Here is a 6540-nt window from a genome sequence, read left to right as displayed (position 1 = left end):
GTTACGTTGGCTTAGTTTCTTAATTGAAACTAAAATTTTTGTTTGTTTGCACGATTTTGTTTGTTTAGTTTTCAAAGGACAATTTCTCTATCGCCCGTAAGCGACTTAACTAATATACCATCTGTAAAAATTAAAGTCAACAGTTTTTCTATCTTTTTTACTATGAACAATATAATAACTCTTTCTTACGATTACATCTCTATTTTATAATTCATGGACATAAGAAAAGGAGCACATTTATTGTGTGCCCCCTCTACTTTTTTATTCTACATCCTCGTTTGTTTCAACCTCATGATTTTCTTCAGGAGAGTCTCCTTCAGCTTCATTAGGATTATTTTCAAGGTTTTCTTCCTCTTCTTCTTTCTCTACTTTTGCCACAGTGGCAACAAATTCATCTTCGCTTTCCTTCATACTAATGAGCTTTACACCTTGAGTATTACGTCCCATTTTAGAAATACTGCCAACATCCATTCGGATGAGGACACCACCTGTGGTAATAAGCATCAGGTCCTCTTCACCTGTTACCGCACGCATCGAAACAAGGTCGCCATTTTTTTCTGTAACGTGGCAGGTTTTAATCCCTTTACCGCCCCTGCCTTGGATCCGGTATTCTTCCGCTTTGGTACGTTTACCGTAACCATTTTTCGTTACAATTAACACATCATTCGTTTCCTCTAATACTTCCATTCCGACAACTTCATCGTCACTATCGAGCGTAATGCCTTTCACGCCAGTGGCTGTTCGTCCCATTGATCGAACATCCGTTTCCGGGAAACGAATCAGCATACCCTTCTTTGTTCCGATAATCATATGCTTTGTGCCATCAGTTAAGCGGACAGAGATTAGTTCATCCCCTTCACGCAAACTTAGCGCAATTAGGCCGTTGTTGCGGATATGTGCAAACGATGTTAACGGAGACCGTTTTGAAATCCCTTCTTTGGTCGTAAAGAATAAGAACCAATCATCTACAAATTCCGAAACGGGAATGATTGCATTGACCCATTCTCCCTTTTCGACACCAAGGAGATTGATAATTGGTATCCCTTTCGCTGTTCGGCTGTATTCAGGGATTTCATATCCTTTAGAACGGTATACCTTCCCTTTATTTGTAAAGAAAAGGATCGTATCATGTGTTGAGGTGGTGATCAAGTGTTCAACAAAGTCATCCTCGTTTGTACCCATTCCTTGGATTCCCCGTCCGCCTCGTCTTTGAGCACGATAGGTGGAAACAGGGAGACGTTTAACATATCCGTTATGGGTTAAAGAAATAACAATATTTTCACGAGGAATTAGATCTTCATCCTCAATATTTTCAATTCCGCCCGTTACGATTTCTGTCCGGCGCTTATCATTAAAACGCTCTTTGATTTCATTCATTTCTTCGCGGATAATTTCAAATACCTTTTCCTCATCCGCTAAAATTGCCTTTAATTCAGCGATTAGCTTCACAAGGTTTTGATATTCTTCTTCGATCTTTTCTCTTTCCAATCCAGTTAAACGCTGTAGGCGCATATCCAGAATGGCCTGAGCTTGCTTTTCAGAAAGATTAAAGGTAGTCATTAAGCCTTCACGAGCGATGTCTGTCGTTTGTGAGCTGCGGATTAAACTAATAACTTCATCAAGATGATCCAAGGCAATTCTTAAACCATCTAAGATGTGGGCACGTGCTTCCGCTTTACGTAATTCAAACTCGGTCCTTCTACGAATGACTACTACTTGATGATCTAAGTAATGCACTAAGCATTGCTTGAGAGTCAACACCTTTGGATGTCCATTAACTAGGGCTAGGGTGTTAATTCCAAAGCTGGTTTGAAGTGCTGTATGTTTATATAAATTATTTAAAAGGACGTTGGCATTCGCATCTTTACGAACCTCAATAACAATCCGCATTCCTTTACGATCGGATTCATCTCTTAGGTCGGTAATGCCTTCAATTTTTTTATCGCGGGCTAATTCAGCGATTTTTTCAACTAATCTCGCTTTGTTCACTTGGTATGGTAATTCATTAACAATGATAACTTCTTTACCATTTGCTTTTTGTTCGATTACTACTTTTGCACGAACTGTTATTGATCCTCTGCCTGTTTCATACGCTTTACGAATACCGCTCCGGCCCAAGATGATTCCACCTGTTGGGAAATCTGGACCTGGGATAATTTCCATAAGCTCCTGCGTCGTAATTTCAGGGTCACGACTAAGCGCTAACACAGCATCAATTACCTCGCCAAGCTGGTGCGGAGGGATATTGGTCGCCATACCAACGGCAATCCCGGTCGACCCATTGACTAAAAGGTTAGGGAACCTGGCCGGTAATACAACAGGCTCTCTTTCTTCGCCATCATAGTTGTCTTGATAATCAATGGTATCTTTGTTTATATCTCTTAATAATTCCATCGAGATTTTAGACATTCTTGATTCTGTATAACGCATTGCTGCCGCTGAGTCACCATCGACAGAACCGAAGTTTCCATGTCCATCTACAAGCATGTACCGATAGTTGAAGTCCTGTGCCATCCGAACCATTGTTTCATAAACGGCAGAGTCACCATGCGGGTGATACTTACCGATGACATCCCCAACGATACGGGCTGATTTTTTATATGGTTTATCTGAATGCATACCCAGATCATGCATAGCATATAGAATTCGGCGATGAACTGGTTTCAACCCATCCCGAACATCTGGAAGGGCACGTGAAACGATAACACTCATCGCATAGTCAAGAAAGGAAGCTTTCATTTCTTTACTAATATTAATCTCTGTTACTTGAGAATTTGGGGTTTCAGCCATACTTATTTCCTCCTTTCACCTTTTCTTTATATATCTAAATTCTTCACGTATTGAGCATTCGCCTCAATGAAATTACGACGTGGTTCTACTTTTTCACCCATTAACATATCAAAGGTTTCGTCTGCTTCGATCGCATCTTCAAGACTTACCTGCAGCATAGCTCTATTTTCAGGATCCATTGTTGTTTCCCATAATTGATCAGGATTCATCTCACCTAAACCTTTATACCGTTGGATATTCGGTTTTGGAGCAGCTGGAAGCATGGCAAATATCCGTTCAAGTTCTTTATCATTATAGGCGTACTCAATTCGTTTACCTTGTTGAACCTTATAAAGCGGCGGCTGGGCAATATAAATATAACCGGCTTCTAAGATTTTTCTCATAAAACGGTAAAAGAACGTTAAGAGAAGCGTCCGAATATGGGCACCATCCACATCAGCATCGGTCATAATGACAATTTTATGATAACGGGCTTTAGCAATATCAAAATCTTCACCAATGCCTGTTCCAATCGCTGTAATCATCGCCCTAACTTCATTGTTAGAAAGGATTCTATCGAGACGTGCTTTTTCCACATTAAGAATTTTCCCTCGAAGTGGCAGTATCGCTTGGAAATGGCGATCACGACCTTGCTTTGCCGATCCGCCAGCGGAATCACCCTCTACGATATACATTTCACTTTCAGCCGGATCCTTTGAAGAACAGTCAGCCAATTTCCCAGGTAAACTAGAAACCTCTAAAGCACTTTTCCGGCGTGTTAATTCCCTAGCTTTCTTTGCAGCAAGCCTTGCACGTGCTGCCATTAAGCCTTTTTCGACAATTTTTCTAGCAACTGATGGATTTTCCAACATGAACTTATCAAAGGTACTTGCAAAAACGGTATCAGTGATCGTTCTCACTTCAGAATTCCCTAATTTAGTCTTCGTTTGTCCTTCAAATTGGGGATCAGGATGTTTAATCGAGACGATCGCCGTGATACCTTCACGAACATCTTCACCAGAAAGATTGGTATCGTTCTCCTTGATTAAGCTATTTTTCCGAGCGTAATCATTGATAACCCTTGTTAACGCAGTCTTAAAACCGGATTCATGCGTTCCACCTTCATAGGTGTGGATATTATTTGCGAAAGAGTAAATGTTATCTGTATACCCCTCGTTATATTGGAGTGCGACTTCAACACTAATGCCGTCACGCTCTCCCTCCATGTAAATCGGTTCTTCATGAATCACTTCTTTTGTGCGGTTTAAATGCTCAACATATGATTTAATTCCGCCTTCGTAGTAGTATTCATTGCGTTTATTTTCAACACGCTTATCCTCAATCGTGATCTTTATTCCCCTGTTAAGGAAGGCAAGTTCACGAAGTCTAGTGGCTAGAATGTCATATTCATATACTAATGTTTCTGTAAAAATCTCACCATCTGGTTTAAAGTGCGTAACTGTACCCGTGATATCAGTCGTTCCAATGACCTCTAATTCTTGAACTACCGCGCCGCGTTCAAATTTGATTGAGTAAATTTGACCATCCCTGTGTACATATACCTCAAGTTCCGTGGAAAGGGCATTAACTACTGACGCGCCAACACCATGCAGTCCTCCGGATACCTTATATCCTCCGCCGCCGAATTTACCGCCGGCGTGCAGCACAGTCATTATGACTTCTACCGCTGGTCTACCCATTTTTTCCTGAATTCCGACTGGGATTCCACGGCCATTATCCTTTACCGTGATGCTGTTGTCTTCTTCAATAATGACATTGATTTCATCACAGAAACCAGCCAGCGCCTCGTCAATACTGTTATCAACAATTTCCCAAACAAGATGATGAAGACCTTTACCACTTGTTGAACCAATATACATACCGGGTCTTTTTCGAACAGCTTCAAGTCCTTCAAGAACCTGTATCTGTTCCGCACCATATGCTTCTTCGACTGCTTTTTGTTCCAAAGTCATGCTTGTTCACCTGCACCTTCTGACAAAAATATATCTATATCGTTAATTAAAAAATAAATAAATATCAAAATTCATGTATATTCATTTGAGTTGATCGTTTCTTTAAAGTTCCTGAAGAAATCGGGGATAAGTAAACATTGTCATATGTAATAATGACTGATTTAAAGGGGTTTTTCGATAGATTGATTACCTTTTCTTTACGTTGACTGATGAACTCCTCTACAAGCGGCGAGTTGTTTGCACTCTCTTTATCCAAGATAGAAATAATATCTCTTGCCCTAATATTAATATCTTCCCCGATATGGATATACATGGTACACCTCAATTAATTTTCTTTATGACACCAGCTTCAACGATAAACGTGGAAGCTTCCCTTAATGTTTGATGGTCAATCCCCTCGACACTTGTGGTAGTCACGAAGGTTTGAACTCTTCCTTGGATGGTATTAAGCAAGTGAGACTGCCGATAGTCATCTAATTCCGATAAAACATCATCTAGCAGTAAAATGGGATATTCACCAATTTCAGCAGAAATTAATTCAATTTCTGCAAGCTTTACGGATAGTGCTGTGGTACGCTGCTGACCTTGTGATCCAAATGTTTGAACGTCTCTTCCGTTTACATAAAAAAGCAGATCATCACGATGGGGACCGAAAAGCGTAGTACCTCGCTCAATTTCCCTAGTTCTAACCTTGCTGAATTTTTCTTCAAAGCATGCTATCATCTTCGACAAATTTTGATCTTCTAATACCTCTACCGACGGTTTATAGGTAATTTCGAGCGTTTCCAAGCCTCTTGAAATCCCTTGATGAATCGGTTTTGCCCAATTCTGAAGTAAGTGCAGGAATTCAAACCTTTTCGCCACAATTTTCACAGCCATCTGGATAAATTGTTCCGTTAATATCTCAAGCATGGTCTGATCGGTCTGTTTTCTGATCTGTAACATTTTCAAAAAATGATTACGCTGCTGGAGAATTTTTTGATATTGACTCATATCATGTAAATAAATGGGCGATACCTGTCCAATTTCCATATCAATAAATCGTCTTCGGACCTGCGGGCTGCCTTTCACTAAGTTAAGGTCCTCAGGAGCAAACATAACCACATTCATATTGCCTACATATTGACTTAATTTTTGCTGCTCAATATGGTTGCATTTTGCTTTTTTGCCCTTTTTAGAAATAATTAATTGCAGCGGCAATGAGCTGTGTTGTTTTTGAACCCTACCCTCTATTTTAGCATACTCTTGGTCCCAGCGAATAAGTTCTTTATCATTGGAGGTCCGGTGCGACTTCGCCATAGCCAAAACATAAATTGATTCCATGACGTTTGTTTTACCTTGGGCGTTTTCACCCAGGATGACATTTACTTTATTTTCAAATTCTACGAACAATTCTTCGTAGTTTCGATAATTTGTTAGCGCTAATTTTTCGATATACATGCAAACGACATCCTTTAGCCTTGCTACTCGGTAATTATTTTGATAATTACTCGGTAATCACAAACTCCCCAAAACCAGCAATTTGGATTTTGTCACCGGTGCGCAGCTTTCTTCCTCTTCTTTGATCTTGTTCGCCATTAATCAATATATCATGTTCACTTAAAAACCATTTTGCCATGCCGCCCGATTGAATTACTTCAGCCAATTTAAGAAATTGACCCAGCGTAATAAATTCAGTATCGATCTTAATTTTTTCAGGCAAATCGTCACCCTCGTTTCTAAAATGGTCTCAATACTTTATTTTACTAAATATTTCACAGAGATACAAAGGAAACTAAAAGAAAGCCACCAATGTGTG

The 6540-nt window shown here is 39.9% G+C and carries 5 protein-coding genes; all 5 read right to left on the bottom strand.

Features of this window, described 5'->3' with window-relative positions; genetic code table 11:
• Nucleotides 1-261 precede the first annotated feature (261 nt).
• The 5 genes from gyrA to yaaA all read right to left on the bottom strand — a co-directional run bounded on the left by gyrA (nt 262) and on the right by yaaA (nt 6444).
• Entirely contained in the window at nt 262-2790 is a 2529-nt protein-coding gene (gene gyrA / locus AB7942_RS21520; protein ID WP_369448431.1) for a DNA gyrase subunit A, read from the bottom strand.
• Between the two features lie 26 nt (nt 2791-2816).
• Nucleotides 2817-4742 carry a DNA topoisomerase (ATP-hydrolyzing) subunit B gene (gyrB, locus tag AB7942_RS21515; protein ID WP_483310895.1) on the bottom strand — a complete coding sequence of 642 codons (1926 nt, stop codon included), beginning with the start codon at nt 4740-4742 and terminating at the stop codon, nt 2817-2819.
• 64 nt (nt 4743-4806) lie between these two features.
• Entirely contained in the window at nt 4807-5055 is a 249-nt protein-coding gene (gene remB, locus AB7942_RS21510; protein ID WP_088084890.1) for an extracellular matrix regulator RemB, read from the bottom strand.
• Nucleotides 5056-5063: 8 nt separating this feature from the next.
• Complete coding sequence (gene recF / locus AB7942_RS21505; RefSeq protein WP_369448430.1) at nt 5064-6182, bottom strand: DNA replication/repair protein RecF; 1119 nt, start codon at nt 6180-6182, stop codon at nt 5064-5066.
• 46 nt (nt 6183-6228) lie between these two features.
• Nucleotides 6229-6444 carry a S4 domain-containing protein YaaA gene (gene yaaA, locus AB7942_RS21500; RefSeq protein WP_098934341.1) on the bottom strand — a complete coding sequence of 72 codons (216 nt, stop codon included), beginning with the start codon at nt 6442-6444 and terminating at the stop codon, nt 6229-6231.
• Nucleotides 6445-6540 lie beyond the last annotated feature (96 nt).

The sequence above is a fragment of the Neobacillus sp. BF23-41 genome, assembly GCF_041106275.1.
Note: the sequence above shows the minus strand (reverse complement) of the source record. Positions and strands in the feature narration are given on the sequence as shown.